This is a genomic window from Yoonia sp. 72 (assembly GCF_034652275.1).
In the GTDB taxonomy this organism is placed as follows: Bacteria; Pseudomonadota; Alphaproteobacteria; order Rhodobacterales; family Rhodobacteraceae; genus Yoonia.
Window position 1 is genome coordinate 1 of sequence record NZ_JAXIWG010000007.1, and the last position, 17,814, is coordinate 17,814.

A 17,814-nucleotide genomic window follows, 5' to 3' on the forward strand; every position below is an offset into this window, starting at 1 on the left:
AGGGCCTTCTTGGCACATCAATGGCCCGTTCAACTGGGGTCTTGAACAGTCAGATTTCGACAAGAATGTCGCAACGGGTTGTCGACAAATTTACGGGCGGCGATCGCAGCGCAAGAAATCAGGCGGATGCTGCTGATGGGGTGGCCACAGGTAGGACAGTAGCCGCAATTCCTGAAGCGCCACCTGCGCCACGTGGAAATTTCAAGACAGTGTATCCGCGTGGGCCCGGTGCGGCCGATGGAGCATTGCCCGACGGCTATACCTACGTTTCGCGTTGAGTTTCGCCACAAGAAGCGCGGATGTGGCTGGACAATCAAGGCACAGCGATTCCTTCAGCGGTTGGTGACGTGCCGGGCGCATCTATTCCAAGGGTTTTCGTGATGCAGCAATTTGAAAGAAGGCCTCCCGGGGCGACAGGTAGCATTTGGATTGATTTCCCAGCTCCCAAGGCCATGATGCACAGTGGCACGGGGAGCAGTACAGGCCTTGACCGAGTTATCTACCAGCCGGCGACCAGTACTCCCATCCAAAACGTTCGAATTCACGTACCGGACTGCGTCACCATTCCAAACTGAGGGTTGTGTTTATGGTTAGACTTCCTGAAAAGTCCCTGGTCATCAGGCGCGAGGCTTTGACCAACCTCGGCCTGTCTCACCAAGAAACCTCTGCCCTGTTGGCATTCGATAAGCCCAGTGGTGAAGCAGCGCACTTGCTTGTTTATGGGCCTTACTTTGATTTTGAATCGTTAGCCGAAGTTAGTCACCGGCTCGACCATTTAGGGCTTCAATACTGGGATGATTATGTTGATCTAAAGGAAGACATTCCCGTATGGATATCCCTCTTTGTGTCTGATCACTCCGCTTCATCTGTCACCTGATACTCTGGCCTTGGGATAGCGCAGCAAGCGTAGGATGGGTGCTCGCACCCATGGTTCAGCGTTAGATGCAGCCGTAAGCCGATAGCTCTTCACCTCCCGATGGGCTAATAAACTGCATGCGCATCCTTCGGCTCTTTCTTAGTCTCTGCCTCGCCCTGAGCATGATCGGGCCAGCGCAGGCGCGGGTCGTGCAGGCAGAAAACGACACGACCCTCACCGCCATGCTGCACGGCGGGTAACGCCGTAGTTCCTCGCATCGGAGCGGTCAACAATCCTGATCCGGTTCAGCCTAGGAGGAATGAACAAGCTGCCGCAGATTCGTTTACATCTAATGACTATGGTGTGAACATCGTGCAGCGGAACTTGGGCGCTGAGGGAGTAGGAAGACCAGACTTCACCGTCGACGGCTTTGGGCGCGTGGATGAATATACTCCAACTAACCCCACGCAGAATACGGTGGTTCGTGGTGTCGTTGACAACATCGCCGGTGGTCAAGCTGACTCGGTGATCGTCAGCGTACCCTCAGATTTTTCGAAGGTTGATATGTACAGTTCCGCAGTTCGTGTTTTCAACAATCCATCGACCAGAAACGCAAATACGCTGCTCTTCTTGCAAAACGGACAACTAAGGCAATTTGATCGCTCTGTTGTGAACAACCTGACAGGTGCAGATTGATGGGATACCTGAATTGTAAATGTGGTGCCATAATCGAACTGAAGACTGGTGTTGAAGAATACGAGAAAGCTCTTCTCGACAAGGCTTTCTTGAGTGAAAACCTGCCAAAACTGCTCGAACAGTTATCAGGTCTCGGAGCTTCGCCTTTTGTCTCGGAAGATGCTGCCAAACTAGATTTTCTCTTGCATGAGGTCCACAAGGCGTCCGCATCGGTAGTGTTTTGCAATAGCTGTGGCCGACTTTGGCTCGATGGAGAGTCTACGGGAAAATATGTTCCTTATGTAAAGGAAACGGACGCTTGATTACTGTTTCAACGCCTCTGTTTATTCTGCTGTCTCCAGTTTGATACCGATAGCAAGCGTAGGATGGGTGCTCGCACCCATACTTCCGCACTAGATAGCCGTAAGCGAATAGCTCTCCAGCCCACGATGGGCCAATAAATTTCATGCGCATCCTTCCACTCCTTCTTTGCCTCTGCGTCGCCCTGAGCTTGATCGCACCAGCGCAGGCGCGTGTGGTGCAGGCAGTAACGACGCCACCCTTTCAGGAGGGCTCAGCTCAGCGGTCCACGGGACAGACTTCCTCGACAGCTATGCCGCCAGCATGCGGAGCAATGCCATCAGCCTCGTGATGGCGGATCTGCAAAGCGGGATCGGGGATGGGGTCCAGGCCGGCCGCTACGCCGAAGGCGATCTGTCCCACGCCGCCCTACACGGGCTGATGAGCTGTGCCGCGGGCGAGGCCTTGGGCGGCAATTGTGCCTCCGGCTTCGCCGCAGGTCGGGCGAAGTCGGTTTAGGCGGGGTATCTAAAGGAAGCCTAGACACTGTTATCGGACCTCCATCAGAATTGAGGTGCTCAAATCCTGGGCGCAAGCGTCGGTGACTTGATGTCAGGTGGCCGGGCAGCAAATGCTTCCACAGCGATCTGGAGTTGTTGCACAAATCGCCATCATCCCGCCCCGCCAGACCGCGAAGTCGCGAAAGACTGTCACCGCTGGTGCGGTCGCCAGAAACGAGGGCCTGCGGGCGGCGAAACGGCGTTCAGACGAAACCGGAGCTGGTATCACCAGCGAAGCTGCGTCAAGACCAAGATGCACGGTCTGAAACTGCCGGGCCAGCGCCGCATGGCGCGTGACTTTGCCTGACAGGTCGCAACGATCTCGATCCGTATCCCCCTCCTGAACGGATACACTGCCCTTTGCATCGCGCTTGCAGAAGCCGTGGGGTGCATTCGTCTGGGGAAGGGGGGACCTGTCACATCGCAAGCTTTGTGCAACACAGATAAATCGCGGGTTAAACCTCTTGCGTTCAACTCTGGGGAGATGTGATACCTCCGTTAACGGCAGTGACCACAGGACAGTATGCAGACCCATGCCAAGCAAGACGCGTGTAACAGAATGACCTGTATCGGCATTGACCTCGGAACCACCAACTCTCTCGTCGCGATCTATGAGGACAGCGGGCCACGGATCATTCCGAATGCTTTGGGCGAAAAACTGACCCCTTCGGTCGTCGGGCTGGCCGATGATCGCAAGACGCTTTTGGTGGGGCGCGCCGCGAAGATGCGGCTGGTGCGCCACCCCGACCTGACGGCGGCACGTTTCAAGCGCCTCATGGGGACCGACCGTCAGATCATGCTTGGCAAGAAAGCCTATACCGCGACCGACCTGTCGGCGATGGTGCTGCGCAGTCTGAAAAACGATGCCGAAGCAGCGCTTTCGCGCAATGTGGACAGCGCGGTCATCACGGTGCCTGCCTATTTCAACGGCATCCAGCGGCAGGCTACCAAGGATGCGGCCGAAATCGCGGGGTTGCGGGTGGAACGGCTGATCAACGAACCCACGGCTGCGGCGCTGGCGGCGGGTGTGCTGGACCGCGACGGTGAAAGCCGGTTCGTGGTGCTTGATCTGGGCGGCGGGACGTTTGATGTGTCGATCCTCGAGATGTTCGACGGTGTGATGGAGGTGCGCGCCAGTTCCGGTGATGCACGGCTGGGCGGCGAGGATTTCACCGATGCCATCGCGCGCGAGCTGGCGTCCAGCGTCGGGCTGGACTGGGCCAAGCTTGGTAAGGGGGATTGCGAATCCATCCTTGCGGTGGCCGAGGAAATCAAGCGCAAGCTGGCTGGTGCCGATGCTGCCAGCGCCAAGGTGATGGCGGCGGGCAAGGAATACAGCTTCGCGCTTGATTCCGCGCGGGCGGCGGCGATCACGGGCGATCTGATGGCGCGGCTGCGCAGGCCGATTGATACCTGTCTGAATGATTGCAACGTTTCGGTAGAGGATATCGACAGGGTCATCCTTGTCGGTGGTGCGACGCGCATGGCAGAGGTGCGCTCTGTCGCGGCCAAGGTGTTCCGTCGCCTGCCCGAACGCAGCGTCGATCCTGACGAGGCCATCGCTCTGGGGGCGGCGGTGCAGGCGGGGCTGATCGCGCGGCACGAAGCGCTTGATGATGTGGTGATGACCGATGTGGCACCTTTTTCGCTCGGCATCGATTCATCCTCGGAAATCAACAACCGGCAGGTTCACAACCGCTTTGCCCCGATCATTGAACGCAACACCATCCTGCCCGCCAGCCGCAGCCAGTATTTCAACACGACAGTCGACAACCAGATCGAGATCCTCGTGCGGATCTATCAGGGCGAGTCGCCGTTTTCATCCGAGAATATCAAGCTGGCAGAGCTGTTCGTGCCGGTGCCGCGCGCGCCAAAGGGCCGCGAGCAGATCGAGGTGCGGTTCAGTTATGACGTCAGCGGGTTGCTGGCGGTCACCGTCACGGTGCTGTCCACGGGCGAGGTCATCAAGGATGTCGTCGACAACCTTGCCTCGGCGATGACACCCAAGGAAAAGGCGCGCCGTCTGCAGGCGCTGGAGGCGATCGCCGTGCATCCGCGCGACATGGCGGAAAATCAGGCGCTGATCGAGACGCTCAAGCATTTCTATGAAATGCTGCTGGGCGAGGACCGGATGTTTCTGCAGCAGTTGCTGAATGAATTCGAGCTGGTAATGGCCAGTCAGGACCCAAGGGCGATTGCCGCGACCCGCGACCGGATCGGCAAGATCGTCACCCAGATCGAGGCGGGCTATGTCCGCTAACGGCGCGGGGTGGCCGTGGAACGAACTGGCGCTTGATGCGCCGACGCAGGATGCTCGCACCATCCGGCGCGCTTATGCCAAAGTGCTCAAGTCCTTGCCGCCAGAGGATGCGGATGCGTTCCAGCGTTTGCGGTCGGCCTATGACTTTGCCTTGGCGCGCAGCGATGGCGCGCGACCCCAGCGCCGCAGTTTGGTGGGGGATGCCATCCGCGACACACCGGAACCGCCGCGCCAGCCGCGCGCGACGCTTGTGCAGCCGGACCCCGCCGTTACGGAACAAGACCTGCCCGCTGACACGACCGAAGAGGCGGTTGAACCACAGGCCGACGATCCTGTCATCGTACCCAAGGCGACCCCGTCGCCATGGAAAGTGGCGCCACCTCAGCGGTTGACCGACAAGGTTGAGAAGCTGCTTGCCGCACGGGTTTATACATACTCGGACTGGGACCCGGTCTTTGCGGCGTTGCAGTCCGAATCCCCCGATATGGTGCGTGCGGTCGAACGCAATCTTGTGAAAGCCATCGGAAATCAAGGGCAAACGCCGCCAGACAAGTGGATACTCGCCGCAGATGCGTTCTTTGGCTGGCGCGCCGATGGTGTCGGCTTTCAACGCCGGTTTCCCCATGCGCGCGCGACGCAGGAGATAATTCTGGGTGCTGCCCCACCGCCGTCCATCCCCATCCAGATCGACGAGACGCAGGAGTCGGCGTTTTCGCAATGGGTTGCCCCGCCTCTTGTCGTGGGCGGCGGTGCGGTGACGATTGTGGCCTTGCTGGGCCTATTCGGGGTCACGACGCCAGAAAACCTGACCAGCACCGTTGGCGGAGCCTTTGTGACAGCGGCGGTCTATTTCTTCTACTATGTCCTGTGGCGCGCGCTGGTCCTGCCGGTACTGTCCTTTGCGGCCCGTATCCATCCGGTCATCACCCGCCGGTCGCGTGCGTTTGGACGTTGGCTGGTGCGACCGGTCTGGCGGGTCAAGCCTGCATTGCTGTTCCGGTTAGGCGTGGCGATCCTGATCGCGTCACTGCTGATTGATCCGATGACGGAACAACGGCCATTTGTCTCGGCCCGAGACGTCCGGGAAGGTGCAGGCGGGATCAATCAGGCCATGCATATAGCGTTCCTCGGCGACGTTTTGTCGTTCCAACAGATACCACCCACGCTGTTCATTCAGCGTGACACCCCGCAGACCGGGCCGCTGGACCCCGCAATGACGCTTGCCGAACGCTGGCAGTTTCCTGATGCGATGATCCGCTGTCACAAAGATTTCCAGCAACCGCTGCGCTGTGGGCTGAGCATCCGTCTGCAGGACACGGTCATCCGCGCGATGGAAGTTTCGCCGCCACACCCTTTGGCAGGCTGGCATATCGCATCACTCGAGCGCGCGGTCGTTGTGTCCCGACAGTATCCGACGACCAATGATATGGATGTGCGCCTCTGGCTGCCGGAAACCTGGCCATGGATCGGCTCCAGCTTCAGTCAAACAGGCCCTGTACAAATCTTTGCAGGCATGGTGCGCAGCGAAACCTTCCCCATGTTCGCCCCGCAGTTCGCTGTGGATGGCCAGATTGCATCCGATCAGACCCTCATATTGCCAACAACGCTGACGCCTTTGGCGCTGGTCGGAGGCTGGCCGGCCGCGCCTGTCGAGAGTGCGCCATCCGTCCGGTGCAGAATCGACAGGGCTGATGAGGTCGATGCTGCATTGCAGGACCCAACCTGCGCCTTGCCCGAGGATGCCATCGACAATCGCCTGACAGTGCACTGTCCGCAGGGCGGTGCGCAGGCCTGCCGCGACCGCATGGTGATCGCGCTTTATGAACAGGACTGGCCGCAGGACTGGATCGACACCGCAGACGATGCGGTGACCATCGACCTGAGCGCGCCCTCGGATGTCCTGATGCGCGACCTGATGCTGCGCCTAACCAGCGAGGAGCGGCACCCGCCTTTGCCTGATACCGACGATGTCCGCCTGATCCGCGATCAGGTGCTTTGGCAGTATGCCGTCATCCTTGGCCATCCCTCTGCGGGTGAAGCAGCAAAAGATCGCGCCACCATCCGTCAGGCGCTGGCCTATCAGCCGCATCTTTACAGGGCCTTTCAGGGCGACCCGCAACAGCGCGCCACTACTTGGGATTTGATGATTGACGAGATGACGCGCATCGGTTTCGACATGTCCGCTGTGGGAAATATGGAATGAGGTTCGTTTTGCAAATCGACGCGTTTGCGGGTCGAGTGGCTTATGGCGAGGTGCGTGTATCTGTCTGATGCTGTTCAAACTGACCGGCGATAGTGAAACGCCTGCATCTGCAAGATCGGGACTTTAGAGCTGGATCGGTCCATACCAAATCCGGACCACCAGAAGCCGGGACTGGACATCTAGGACGGCATTTCCACCGTTTGGCACCGCTTCAAGACCGGGCCGGAGCAGGCGGCGCTGTCCCGCACTGTCGAGATGCCGCTGCGCGAAGCGGGGCGCGATCAATGCCGCATCGCGGACCTGTTAGAACTGACACCACATTCTGTGGCGCGGCATTCTTCGCGCGACGTCAACCTTGTCGACAAGACCTGCAAGAGCGTGGCGACGCTGGAAAATAAATGCGCTGCGGTCCCGCGTCCGGTGACAGCCGAAATGCTACCGTTTGGTAGTATCCCTTATCCCTCTGTTTGGGACAAATGCAGCGCAATTTGTCCCTGCCAATGGCTCCGCTCCGGCGGTCGATCTTGAAAGAAACAGTCACATGAAATACGTCCAACTGCCATGTCTTATGGCGCTGCCACTTCTACTAGCCGCATGCGGCGCGGGAAGTGGTGCAGACAATTCCCTGAGCTTTGCGGAATTGGAAGATCAAGGTGTATCGCTTGCTGACCGGTTCAGCGATCTTTCCCCTCCGACACCAACGGAATTGCCGAGCGGGTCGGCGACATATACAGGCTTCGCCGCCTTTGTCCTTGATCGCAACCGAAGCGGTGACTTTTCTGATGCGGACATCCGATCAACCGTTTTTGTGAGTGTTGGCTTCGATGACGCGACAACCGCTGGAAGGTTCGACAACTTTCGATCCGCTGATGGTACCACACTGCGCGGCACCGTTGGCTGGGATGAGAGCACTTTCCCAACTTGTTGTTCCTATCGTGCAGAAGCTACTGGCTCGTTATCCGATGGCCGAGACATCGAGGTGAGAGTGATTGGCTTTTTCAGGGGCGACGCTGCCGAATTTATGATTGGCAATGCTGCCGGTTCATATGACGGACCAAATGGCAGTGGCACAATAGAAGGCATTTTCGTCGCGGAGCAATGACGTGGACTGGCGCAAAGAATGCAGTGCCGCAAGAAGGTTCGCTAGGCAAGACTTTTTGCCTAGCGTCGAAAAGGTAGTCGATGGCGATCTTTGTCCGCTGAAACCCGCAGCCCGTTAGAACGGCGAAACCACATCGGTGGCGCGCGCCAACGCATTGTTACTATTCTGTAAAAATGGTGCCCGGGGGCGGAATCGAACCACCGACACGAGGATTTTCAATCCACTGCTCTACCCCTGAGCTACCCGGGCACGGGGACGGTTGAACCGTCGGGTAGCGCGCTTTTAGACGGGGGCTGCGCGGGTGTCCAGAGGGAAAGGCGGGCTTAATGCAGTTTCCCGTCATCGTCTTGCGGCAGGTCGGGATCATCGTCCTCGGCGTCGTCGCGGCCTGCCGGAATGGCGTAGCTGCCGGTCAGCCATTTGCCCAGATCGACATCGGCGCAGCGGCGCGAACAGAAGGGACGATAGGCCTTTTCGGTAGGCCGGTTACAGATCGGGCAGGCCATCACAGACGCCTCAGCAGGTCCGCTGGCAGGGGCAGCCGTTCGCGTTTGCGCTGCAGTTCGAACAGGCCCATCGGCGTCCAGCCCACCAGCGATGTCTCGACCGGATCGTTCTTGAAAGCGGCGCGCAGGGATTGTTCGACCTGCTTGCGATGTGTCTTGGACATCGAGACAAAATCCACGCTGATCTGCCCGCCAAGCCCCCGCAGCCGCAAGGCGCGCGGCAAGGCGCGGGCGGCAGCGAGATTGGCCTTGAGCGCCGCCGCAGGGGTCGTGTCGCTACCGGTGTTCACATCGACGGCGACCAGTGCGCGGGTGGGTTCGACATACATCTGCCCTTCGCCCAGCGGCACCAGCGCCTGACCCAGTGCCGCGATCTGGTCCAGCACGCCGTGGCTGGCAAAACTGCCCGGATCGGTGACAATCTCGCTTGCGCCGGTCCAGTCACGCCAGGCGAGCACATGCGGGCTGTCACCTTCGGTCAGGGCCTCGGGGCTGTCACCCGTCGCATCGGCCAGCACGGCATCGGCCAGGGCGAGCATAGCGGCGATATCTTCGGTGATCTCGTCCTCGGTCGCCGTTTCGCAGGATGATCGCAGGATCAGCCCGTGCTCGCCCTCATGCGCCGCATGCGCGATGGCGAGCAGAGTGTCGCGGATATCCTCGTCCACGATCTGGCGCGAGATGTTCAGGCCCGGCTTGCCGGGTGTGACAATCGCATAGCGGCTTTTGAACAGTACGCGATCGGTGACGGGGACAGCCTTGCTGCCCTCCGAATAGCCTGTGACCTGCACCAGCAGCGCCTGACCCTGCCGCAGCCCTTTGCTCGCGCGCAGAAAGCCTGTGTCGCCGTCGGGCAGGCGCAGCATCATGCCGCCTTGCCCCTTGATTGGGCGGTCACAGATCGCGCGATAGATCGCACCGGGGCGGGGGGCGTCGGTCTGGTCGATCAGCAGGTCGTCAAGCTTGCCGTCAACCAGATAGGCGGCAGCCTCCAGCCCGTTCACATGATCGAGGATGATGCTGCGACCCTTCATGGTGCGTCCTTGTAGAGTGGATAGCCTGCCGCTGTCAGCAGTCCGGCAGTTTCGGTAAGCGGCAGGCCGACGATGCCGGTATAGGACCCGTTGATCCACGGGATAAAGGCGCCAGCAGCCCCTTGAATTGCATAGCCGCCCGCCTTGCCCTGCCAGTCGCCGCTGGCCAGATAGGCGTTCACCTCGGCGTCTGAGAGCTGTTTGAACGCGACGGTGCTTTGCACATCGCGCAGCCATGTGCGGATGCCACGCTTGACAGCGACGGCGGTGATGACCTTATGCCGGCGGCCCGACAGCGCATAGAGAAACGCCGCCGCTTCGCCCGCATCGCGCGGTTTGCCCATGATCCGGCGACCAAGTGCAACGGTCGTATCGGCGCAGAGCACGACAGTATCGTCATCCGCCACCATCGCGGCGAGTTTTTCCGTGGCGATCCGCTTGACGTAATCGCGCGGCAGTTCGGCGCGGCGTACATCCTCGTCGATATCGGGCGGGCGCACGGCATCGGGGGTGACCCCCAATTGCGCCAAAAGCTCCAGCCGCCGGGGCGAGCCAGAGCCGAGGATGAGTTTCAAGCGTGTTTCGGGGGGCAGGGTGGTCATGTGATCTCCGCAACCGCTGCAGGGCCGCATTTCGCCTGCGGCCAAACGCTTACCCATGCTGCGTGAAACTGTGTTTCACGCTATTTGAAGCGGTAATTGATCCGACCCTTTGTCAGGTCATAAGGGGTCATTTCGACCTGCACCTTGTCGCCGGCCAGAACGCGGATGCGGTTCTTGCGCATCTTGCCTGCCGTATGCGCGATGATCTCATGGCCGTTTTCCAGCTCGACCCGAAATGTCGCGTTCGGCAGAAGTTCTTTCACGACACCTGGGAATTCGAGCAGTTCTTCCTTGGCCATGTGATCTCCTGTATATCTCGTCCGCTGTTTGCGGACCGCTGCTAAATGCGCCTGTCCGGTGCGTTTTTCAAGGGCAAATATGCGTCTGCGGCGAATGGCACCTACGTCATTCGGCTTGATCGTTGGTTGCGGGGCCAAAGCGGGCGACAAGGCGGTCGTGAATCTGGTCGCGGGCCTGACGGTAGAGCGCCAGCCGCGCCTCGCGGTTGTCGCCCATGCCGGTGGGGTCGAGGATCGGCCAGTATTCGACATCCATATGGAAAAACTGCGTCAGGTCCAGCGCGCGCCGCTGGCTGGCGGGCGACAATGCCAGCACGAGATCGAAGGACGATAGATCATCCCCCCATTGTTCCATCTCGTCAAAGGACCGCGACCGGTGGCGCGCCACCTCGACCCCGATTTCAGCACAGACGGTGACGGCGAAACCGTCAATCTCCATATCGTTCTTGACGCCGACCGACTGGACGTAACACCTTTTGCCATAAAGCTTTTTCATGATCCCCTCGGCCATCGGGGATCGCACAGAGTTGTGATCGCAGCAAAACAGCACCGATTGGGGCAGGGGTGCGTATTTGCCGGTATCGTCCACATCAGCCCCCAAAATGCAGCACGCAGATCAACGTAAACAGGCGGCGGGCGGTGTCGTTATCGACGATCGCCTTGCCTTCCAGCCGTTCCTGCAACACCCGCGCCCCTTCGTTGTGGATACCGCGGCGGGCCATGTCGATGGTTTCGATCTGGCTGGGGGGAAGGGTTTTGACCGCGTCGAAATAGCTGGCGCAGATCTGGAAATAATCCTTCACCACCTGCCGGAAGGGCCCGAGCGACAGATGAAACTCTCCCGCAGGTGTCCCGTCTTCCAACTGGATATCGAACACCAGCCGCTTTTCGCGGATCGACAGGCCCAGCTGGAACGGCCCTTCCGGCACGGTACGGTCATCACGCGGGGGCATGGCGAAGGTGTTGTCTTCCAAGAGGTCGAACATCGCGACCTTGCGTTCCTGATCAATCTCGGGCGTGGGTGCGGGCAACCCGCTGTCATCAAGAGTGATATTGACGATGCGCGGCATCTCAGACCCCCCGGTTGAGCCGGTCAAGGCGCGCGCGCACGCTCAGCCCGTGGGCTTGCAGGCTTTCGGATTTCGCCAGCCGTTCGGCGGCGGGGCCGATGGCGGCCAGCGCGTCGGGCGTCATGCGCGACAGGGTGGTGCGTTTGATAAAGTCCATCACTGATAATCCACTCGAAAAACGTGCCGACCGGGCCGTCGGCAGAACATGGTTGGGCCCGCCTATGTAATCGCCGATCGCCTCGGGTGTCCAACCGCCAATGAAGATCGCGCCCGCATGGGTGATCCGGCCTGCCAATGCATCGGCATCCGCCGTGCAAAGTTCCAGATGCTCAGGGGCGATCCGGTCGGACAGGGCCACAGCCTCGTTCATATCCGCAACCGTGATGATCGCGCCAAAATCGCGCCAGCTGGCGCCTGCGATGGCGCGGCGTTCCAGCGTTTGCAGGCGTTTGTCGACGGCTTCTGCCACCGCGCGCCCGAATGCCGCGTCATCGGTAATCAGCAGCGATTGCGCGCTTTCGTCATGTTCGGCCTGCGACAAAAGATCAAGCGCGATCCAGTCGGGGTCGTTATCCTTGTCAGCGATGACAAGGATTTCGGACGGGCCCGCGATCATGTCGATGCCGACCTTGCCGAACACCCGCCGTTTGGCCGCCGCGACAAAGGCATTGCCCGGCCCTGTGATCTTGTCCACGGGCGGGATGGTCTGGGTGCCATAGGCCAGTGCCGCAATCGCCTGCGCGCCGCCAATGCGGTAAATCTCGTCCACGCCCGCGATCTGGGCCGCCATCAGGACCAGCGGATTGGTCACGCCATCGGGTGTCGGCACGACGATGGCAAGGCGCCCAACACCCGCGACCTTGGCCGGAATCGCATTCATCAACACCGAGGAGGGATAGCTGGCGAGCCCACCCGGCACATAAAGCCCCGCCGCCGACACCGGCGTCCAGCGCCAGCCGAGCATCGCACCCGTCTCATCGGTCCAGCTGGCATCCTCGGGCATCTGGCGGCTGTGATAGGCGCGGATGCGCGCAGCGGCGAGTTCGAGTGCCGCGCGGTCCTCGTCCGAGACCAGCGCGCATTCGGCGGCGATTTCTTCGGGCGTAAAGCGCAAGGTGTCGGGCGTCAGGTCCAGCCGGTCGAACCGCGACGTCAGCTCAATGACCGCCGCATCGCCGCGCGCGCGCACATCGGCGATGATCTCGGCCACGATATGATCGACATCGGGGCTATCCTCGCGTTTTGCGCCCAGAAGGGCGGTAAAGCGGGCCTCGAAATCGGGATCGGTCGTGGACAGGAATTGCGGCATTGATGTCTCCTTCGTGACAGGGGACATAGCGGGGACCGCGACCCGCTTCAATGGTATCAGTCGGGGTGCTTTGGAGCCTTGCCCGACGGGGCGGCATAGGGTTGCGTGACGTCGCGCAGCACAGCCTCCAGCGCCTCGACCTGCAAAGCGATGGCACCGTCACCTGCCAGCGTCAGCTCGACCCGTCCCGCGCCATCGGCGGCAGGGGCAAAGCTGATCGACAAAAGCGAACAGACCAGATCATGGTCGGCCTTGTCGATGCCTTGGCTTTGCACGGCCATCACATCCTCGAAGGCGAGCACGGATTGCACGCGCTCGGGCTGCTGACGCCCGTTTTCCCAGCGAAATCGGTTGATGAGCAGGGCAAAGCGGCGCGCCTTGCGGTCCCAGCGCATTTCCGCCACGGGAAACACGGCATCCTGCGTGATCGCGGCGATCACCGTCAGATCATCCGCGTCAAGCGCGCGCAGGCGCAAAGGCTTGTCCGCCCCGTCGCGGAAACTGGCGTCCTCGGTCATGCCGATACCCGTTCGATATTGGCGCCGACAGCACGCAGCTTTTCCTCGACATGCTCGTACCCACGATCAAGGTGATAGACGCGGCTGACCAGCGTTTCGCCTTCTGCCGCCAGCCCTGCAAGGATCAGCGACACGGAGGCCCGCAGGTCCGTCGCCATGACAGGTGCGCCTTTCAGACGGTCCACACCCTGCACCGTGGCGGTCCCGCCCTGCACGTCGATCTTTGCCCCCATGCGGATCAGTTCGGGTGCATGCATGAAGCGGTTCTCGAAAATCTTTTCTTCCAGCACCGATGTGCCTTCGGCAGTGCACAGCATCGCCATCATCTGCGCCTGCAGATCGGTCGGAAAGCCGGGGAACACGGCCGTGGTGACATTGACGGCCTTGGCGCGGCTGCCGTTGCGTTTGACCTTTAGCCCATCAGGGGTTTCCGACACATCAACTCCCGCCTCGGCCAGCTTTTCGGCAAAGGACCCCACCAGATCCATGCGCCCGCCGAGACATTCCACCTCGCCCCCCGCAAAGACCGGGGCCAGCATATAAGTGCCAAGCTCGATCCGGTCGGTGACGACGGGGTGAGTCGCAGCGCCCAGACGGTCCACGCCTTCAATCGTGATCGTGCTGGTGCCTTCGCCTTCGATCTGGGCCCCCATGCGGCGCAGACATTGCGCGAGGTCCACGATTTCGGGCTCGCGCGCGGCGTTTTCGATGATCGTCGTACCTTTGGCCAGCGTCGCGGCCATCAGCACGTTTTCGGTCGCCCCCACGCTGGCGAACCGCAGCGCAACCCGCGCGCCTTTCAGCCCGCCCTTGGCGGTGGCGTGCAGATAGCCGTCCTTGAGCTCGATGGTGGCGCCCATGGTTTCCAAAGCTGTCACATGAATATCCATCGGCCGCGCACCAATGGCACAACCGCCGGGCAGGGACACAATCGCCTGATGGTGCCGCGCCAAGAGCGGGCCGAGCACCAGATTGGACGCCCGCATCTTGCGCACGATTTCATAATCCGCGCGGGTCGATGTCATGGCATGCGACGACAGCACCTGCACCTTGCCGTTCTGCATCGACGTGACTTCGACGCCCAAGGATTGCAGAAGTGCTGTCATCGTCTTGATATCCGACAGGCGCGGCGCATTGGTCAGCGTCAGCGGTTCCTCCGACAGCAGCGTCGCAGGCATCAGCGCCAGCGCCGCGTTCTTGGCCCCCGCGATCTGGATCTTGCCGTTGAGTGCCGCGCCGCCCTTGACCAGAATGGAATCCATATCGCTTTAGTCTTTCTTTTTGCTGTCCGTTGCCGCGGCCCGCGCACGCGCCTGTGCCTTGCGCTTGGCCATATTGGCCTTGAGCGCGGCTTTCAACCGTTCTTCGCGGGTTGGGGCGGTCTTGGCAGGCTGTGGCTTGCTGTCTTTGCTATCCATGCACCCTGTTAGCAAGACCCGCAAAAACCGTCCAGAGAGGGCTTGCACGCGCAGGCGAATGTCGGTAATCCCCCGCCTCACGGATGCTGTGGTAGCTCAGTGGCAGAGCACACCCTTGGTAAGGGTGAGGTCGAGAGTTCAATCCTCTCTCACAGCACCATCCAAATTCACCCGCATGATTTAGGTTTTTGACCGCAACGGATTTCCGCATCTTACGTTTGCAGGGTCCGGGCGCGCCGCGCTGTGTCGCCGGACCCTTGTGCGCATTTCCTGCAACAAAGTGATCATGCGAACTGCGCCGGCACGGCGTCAGGTTTCCGATGGCCTAGCTGTTCGACCTTTGACCCCCGACACGTGGATCGCGGCATGGATATGGCCGTTTGCACACCTGTCAAACGCAGTCGCGCCCACGCCTGACACGTGTCGCAGATCGCGCAATGACAGATCAGCCTAAGCAGGTTTTGCACAACCATAGACCTTAGTATTCAGGGCGGCCCCAATCTTTGCTTGTCGCAAAAGCCAAGAGCTGTTAGTGCACAATTAGTGTAAAAGTTTAAGTGGTTGTCTTGGTTCCTGTCGTAAAGAGTATCGGCGCAGTGCGTTCTGATCTGGCCTGTCTGTCGGGCTGGGCATGCGTTGCAAAAACGCACGTGAGTGCGTTTTCCCCCCTGATTCCGCTCGGCTTTTTGGCCGGGCCTGATGCTCAAAAGGCAAGCTTGTTCGGCGAGCTTGCATGCTGACGTTCGCCTCACCCCCTCAACGACAGCTGCAACCATGGGCGTCTTGCATGCGCCCCGCGACACCGTGCGCACCATTGGGGTCGTTTTATCCATTCGTGCGCATGCTTTATCCGCATGCGCAGCCAGCCTGTTCGATGGCGCGGTCACGGCCGCGGTCACAGGCTGATAGAACACCCGCAATCTTCGATCTCCAGCCAACAGCACGCCATGCAGCCGCATGGCTTGTGCCCTGCGTTTCAGAAAGCCAGACTCATGCGTAAAGCCAGTGTATTTGCACGGTCCTTCCGGATGAAGGAAGCCGGCCGCTTGTTTGCACAACAGCTTGCTGTGGTGATCCTGAGCGTCTTGACGCTGCTGATGGCGTCTTCTGCGCAGGCGCAGCCGCTGCCCAGTTCTGAAATGACCTCTGCGGGTGCATCGACCGCCGCGACCCCCCCGACACAAGGCCCGTCATCGGCGACCTTGTTCAACAACGCCGATAACGCGGGCGCAAACACATTCACTGCGATTTCAGCGCCATCGCCAGCGGTGACGATACGGATTCTGAACCAGCAATATGCCAACGGCACCAATTTCGCCGCAAACGGGTTGATGATCGGCGGTAACGATGTGGGCGATCCGCTGTATACACGGATGAACCTTTTTGGCGGTGCGCAGAATAACCAGTTCACGTCCTTGCCCGGCGTGACGGCTGGGACAGGGATTGATGTTGCGCTAAACCACGCCTTCCTTCTGGAGGCGCGAACAAATGGTTTGCGGGCGGCGGGCGCGCCGAATGCCGGTCGGATCTATTTTGCGGACATCCGGCTGGATTTCAGCACGCCCTTGTCCAATCCCGTGCTTCATCTTGCAGGTATGGGTGGAAACGCTGGCGGCAAGAACTTTACCATCGAATTCGACTTTATTGCGGCCCAATCCAGCGGAGCGACCGGGATTGCCCGTCTGTCGGGCAATGATGCTTTTGTGGTGTCGGGCAATCAGATCAACAACGGCGTGGCGAACCCCGGTTCGGTGTGCTCCGCCGCAAACAGCGGTGCTTGCGGCTCGGTCCAGGTGCTGGGCGACGCGGTCAGCACTGTCTTTCTGCGCAGCTATATGCGCAGCAATCAGGGCGGAACGGCATGGCCCACCAACGGTGCAGAGGGCTTTTTCATTGGTGTTTCCGGTGAAGTGGCCGATATGCAGCCTGCGTTCAGCGCGCTGCCCGCTGCGGTCATTCCCGGCGCAACCTATTCCGGCCTGACGCTGACCTGCACCAACAACGGCCCCAACACGGCACGCGGCGCCACCTGTGCGCCGTCGGTCAATATCGGCACCATCTCGAATCTGACCTGTACACCGGCTGTGCCAGCGTCGATCTCGCCGATAGCGCCAAACAACAGGACAGTCTGTACTTTTGACTATGCGATTCCCGCCAGCGCAAGCGGGAACGCAATCACCTTCACCGGCCAGACCGGCGCCCTCAACGACCGCATCGGCGGGACGGTTGGCACGGCTGGCAATAACCAGATCACCCAGTCCGTTCCCGTTGCGCGATTCACACTGGGCAAGACCAGCCCCACAGCAAGTTACGCGGCCGCTGGTGACGTGATCAGCTACCAATTCCTCATTACGAATACAGGCGGCGCAACGCTGCCCTCGCCGCCGGTGATCAGCGATCCGCTGGTGCCGACGGTTACCTGCCCCGCGGGCTCCATCGCGCCCGGTGGCACGCGGGTTTGTACTGGCTCCTATACAGTCACGCAGGCCGATCTGGATGCAGGTGCGGTCGTGAACACTGCAACCGCCGCGCTGACGATAAGCGGGCGCACGGCCACCGCTGGGCCGAGCACCGCAACGGTGCTTGCCACGCAGGACCCCGCGATTGCGGTGGTGAAGTCGGCGGCACTGGGTGGCACGGGCGCTGTGGGTGACGTGATCACCTATACATTCGACGTGACGAACACCGGCAATGTGACGCTGGCGGATGTGGCGGTCAGCGATCCGCTGCCCGGCTTGTCGGCGATCGCGCCGGCGGGCGTGGCGAGCCTTGCGCCGGGCGCCTCTGCGGCGTTCAGCGCGAGCTATGTGGTCACGCAGGCCGATGTGGATGCGGGCGGGGTGACGAACCTTGCGACAGCGACGGGCGATGACCCCGCAGGCGTGCCTGTGAGCGCGCAATCGGCGGCGGGCACGGATGCGGCCGGCGCGCCGGTGCCTCCGGGCGCACAGACCCCCGGCACGCCGACCGTGGTGACACTGGCGCAGGATCCGTCGATTGCGGTGGTCAAGACGATCACGGCCGGGGCGAGCTATGCGGCTGTGGGCGATGTGATCAGCTACGAGATCACGCTGGCCAATGACGGCAATGTGACGGTCTACA

At 60.8% G+C, this 17,814-nt stretch carries 17 protein-coding genes, 2 tRNA genes and 2 pseudogenes; 10 read left to right on the forward strand and 11 right to left on the reverse strand.

Annotated elements, in window-relative coordinates; genetic code table 11:
* Window positions 1-586: 586 nt before the first annotated feature.
* From VCK47_RS17860 to VCK47_RS17890, 8 genes and pseudogenes are all read left to right on the forward strand, one after another.
* The gene (locus tag VCK47_RS17860) at window positions 587-877 is read left to right on the forward strand and encodes a hypothetical protein (protein ID WP_322892260.1); all 291 of its coding nucleotides are present in this window, start codon (window positions 587-589) and stop codon (window positions 875-877) included.
* 342 nt (window positions 878-1,219) lie between these two features.
* A complete protein-coding gene (locus VCK47_RS17865; RefSeq protein WP_322892259.1) occupies window positions 1,220-1,552 on the forward strand; it encodes a hypothetical protein in 333 nt (110 codons plus the stop codon).
* Window positions 1,552-1,854 carry a hypothetical protein gene (locus VCK47_RS17870; RefSeq protein ID WP_322892258.1) on the forward strand — a complete coding sequence of 101 codons (303 nt, stop codon included), beginning with the start codon at window positions 1,552-1,554 and terminating at the stop codon, window positions 1,852-1,854. The genes VCK47_RS17865 and VCK47_RS17870 overlap by 1 nt, the downstream gene beginning before the upstream one ends.
* A gap of 166 nt (window positions 1,855-2,020) precedes the next feature.
* Window positions 2,021-2,350 (forward strand): DUF637 domain-containing protein, encoded by a 330-nt coding sequence (locus VCK47_RS18010; protein WP_416236693.1) that lies wholly within the window; start codon window positions 2,021-2,023, stop codon window positions 2,348-2,350.
* A 148-nt stretch (window positions 2,351-2,498) separates the two neighbouring features.
* Window positions 2,499-2,779 (forward strand): annotated as a pseudogene (locus tag VCK47_RS17875) (IS5/IS1182 family transposase); the annotation flags it as partial.
* Window positions 2,780-2,950: 171 nt separating this feature from the next.
* On the forward strand, window positions 2,951-4,651 hold the full coding sequence (locus VCK47_RS17880; protein ID WP_322892257.1) for an Hsp70 family protein: 1,701 nt from the start codon (window positions 2,951-2,953) through the stop codon (window positions 4,649-4,651).
* Window positions 4,641-6,854 (forward strand): hypothetical protein, encoded by a 2,214-nt coding sequence (locus tag VCK47_RS17885; protein ID WP_322892256.1) that lies wholly within the window; start codon window positions 4,641-4,643, stop codon window positions 6,852-6,854. Before VCK47_RS17880 ends, VCK47_RS17885 begins: the two co-directional genes overlap by 11 nt.
* 541 nt (window positions 6,855-7,395) lie before the next feature.
* Window positions 7,396-7,956 carry a hypothetical protein gene (locus VCK47_RS17890; RefSeq protein ID WP_322892255.1) on the forward strand — a complete coding sequence of 187 codons (561 nt, stop codon included), beginning with the start codon at window positions 7,396-7,398 and terminating at the stop codon, window positions 7,954-7,956.
* Window positions 7,957-8,130: 174 nt separating this feature from the next.
* Here the strand turns inward: VCK47_RS17890 and VCK47_RS17895 are convergent.
* From VCK47_RS17895 to VCK47_RS17945, 11 genes are all read right to left on the reverse strand, one after another.
* Window positions 8,131-8,205 (reverse strand) — tRNA-Phe (locus VCK47_RS17895).
* Between the two features lie 74 nt (window positions 8,206-8,279).
* A complete protein-coding gene (locus VCK47_RS17900) occupies window positions 8,280-8,462 on the reverse strand; it encodes a DNA gyrase inhibitor YacG (RefSeq protein WP_322892254.1) in 183 nt (60 codons plus the stop codon).
* A complete protein-coding gene (locus tag VCK47_RS17905; RefSeq protein ID WP_322892253.1) occupies window positions 8,462-9,496 on the reverse strand; it encodes a ribonuclease E/G in 1,035 nt (344 codons plus the stop codon). Before VCK47_RS17905 ends, VCK47_RS17900 begins: the two co-directional genes overlap by 1 nt.
* Complete coding sequence (locus tag VCK47_RS17910) at window positions 9,493-10,098, reverse strand: nucleoside triphosphate pyrophosphatase (protein ID WP_322892252.1); 606 nt, start codon at window positions 10,096-10,098, stop codon at window positions 9,493-9,495. Before VCK47_RS17910 ends, VCK47_RS17905 begins: the two co-directional genes overlap by 4 nt.
* Window positions 10,099-10,178: 80 nt before the next feature.
* Window positions 10,179-10,397 (reverse strand): translation initiation factor IF-1, encoded by a 219-nt coding sequence (infA, locus tag VCK47_RS17915; RefSeq protein WP_007205486.1) that lies wholly within the window; start codon window positions 10,395-10,397, stop codon window positions 10,179-10,181.
* Between the two features lie 106 nt (window positions 10,398-10,503).
* On the reverse strand, window positions 10,504-10,986 hold the full coding sequence (locus VCK47_RS17920; RefSeq protein WP_322892251.1) for a low molecular weight phosphatase family protein: 483 nt from the start codon (window positions 10,984-10,986) through the stop codon (window positions 10,504-10,506).
* 1 nt (window position 10,987) lies between these two features.
* Window positions 10,988-11,467 carry a UPF0262 family protein gene (locus VCK47_RS17925; protein WP_322892250.1) on the reverse strand — a complete coding sequence of 160 codons (480 nt, stop codon included), beginning with the start codon at window positions 11,465-11,467 and terminating at the stop codon, window positions 10,988-10,990.
* Between the two features lies 1 nt (window position 11,468).
* On the reverse strand, window positions 11,469-12,776 hold the full coding sequence (gene hisD / locus VCK47_RS17930) for a histidinol dehydrogenase (protein WP_322892249.1): 1,308 nt from the start codon (window positions 12,774-12,776) through the stop codon (window positions 11,469-11,471).
* Window positions 12,777-12,832: 56 nt separating this feature from the next.
* The gene (locus tag VCK47_RS17935) at window positions 12,833-13,294 is read right to left on the reverse strand and encodes a DUF2948 family protein (protein WP_322892248.1); all 462 of its coding nucleotides are present in this window, start codon (window positions 13,292-13,294) and stop codon (window positions 12,833-12,835) included.
* Window positions 13,291-14,556, reverse strand: a complete 1,266-nt coding sequence (murA, locus tag VCK47_RS17940; RefSeq protein ID WP_322892247.1) for a UDP-N-acetylglucosamine 1-carboxyvinyltransferase — start codon at window positions 14,554-14,556, stop codon at window positions 13,291-13,293. The genes VCK47_RS17935 and murA overlap by 4 nt, the downstream gene beginning before the upstream one ends.
* Before the next feature lie 6 nt (window positions 14,557-14,562).
* Complete coding sequence (locus tag VCK47_RS17945) at window positions 14,563-14,712, reverse strand: hypothetical protein (RefSeq protein ID WP_322892246.1); 150 nt, start codon at window positions 14,710-14,712, stop codon at window positions 14,563-14,565.
* Window positions 14,713-14,797: 85 nt separating this feature from the next.
* On the opposite strand from VCK47_RS17945, the gene VCK47_RS17950 reads away from it, so the two are divergent.
* Both VCK47_RS17950 and VCK47_RS17955 read left to right on the forward strand, forming a co-directional pair.
* A tRNA-Thr gene (locus VCK47_RS17950) sits at window positions 14,798-14,872 on the forward strand.
* Window positions 14,873-15,704: 832 nt separating this feature from the next.
* A pseudogene (locus VCK47_RS17955) lies at window positions 15,705-17,814 on the forward strand (hypothetical protein); the annotation flags it as partial.